1 pseudogene is annotated in these 733 nt (G+C 64.5%); it reads right to left on the reverse strand.

Annotated features, from left to right (window positions below):
• Nucleotides 1-204: 204 nt before the first annotated feature.
• Nucleotides 205-733 (reverse strand): annotated as a pseudogene (locus tag G3N92_RS34795) (MMPL family transporter); the annotation flags it as partial.

Genomic DNA, 733 nt, shown 5'->3' on the forward strand with positions numbered 1-733 from the left:
GGGAGAGAAGGGAGAAAAAGAAAAAGAAGAAAAAGAGGAGGGAAAAGAGAAAGAAGCAGAAGAAGGAAAACGAGAAAGAGAATGGTGACAGAAGTTAAGAGGAGTAGAAGAAGGAAATGACAGAGAGAAGAGCGAAGACAAAGAGGAAGGAATGGAGATAAACAAGAGAAAGCAACATGGGCGGGAATCCTGGTGACGCGGCACGGCAAGCGGCGCGAACAAGACAGAGAACACGATGCCGAGCGCGAGCGTGCTGCCGAACGCACGGAGCGCCGGCATGCCGCTCGCGCCCAGCATGCCGAACGACAGCAGCGTGGTGGCGGCCGACAGCAGCACGCCGGTCCACACCGAGCCGGCTTCCGACGCCTCGCGTTGGCAGCCTTCGCGCAGGAACACCGCGTAGTTGGCGCCCACGCCGAGCACGAGCATCAGCGCAAGCCAATTGAACAGCGTCAGCGGCATGCGCAGGTAGCCGAACACCGCGAGCGTGAGCCCGATCGCGAACGCCACCGGCAAGGTCGTCGCGACGCCGCCGCGCGGGCCGTAGCGCCAACTCAGCAGCGCGCCCACCACCAGCAGCGCGCCGGCCAGCCAGATCGCGCTGTCCATGCGATACGCGCCGAACAGGCGCGACACGCTCGCGGCCTTGTCGACGAACGTCACGCCGGGCACGCGCTGCGCGGCGGCGGCGAGCGCGTCGAGCCGGCTCGCATCGATCCGGGCCGGCAGCGCC

The organism is Burkholderia sp. Ac-20379 (assembly GCF_017104645.1).
GTDB lineage: Bacteria > Pseudomonadota > Gammaproteobacteria > Burkholderiales > Burkholderiaceae > Burkholderia.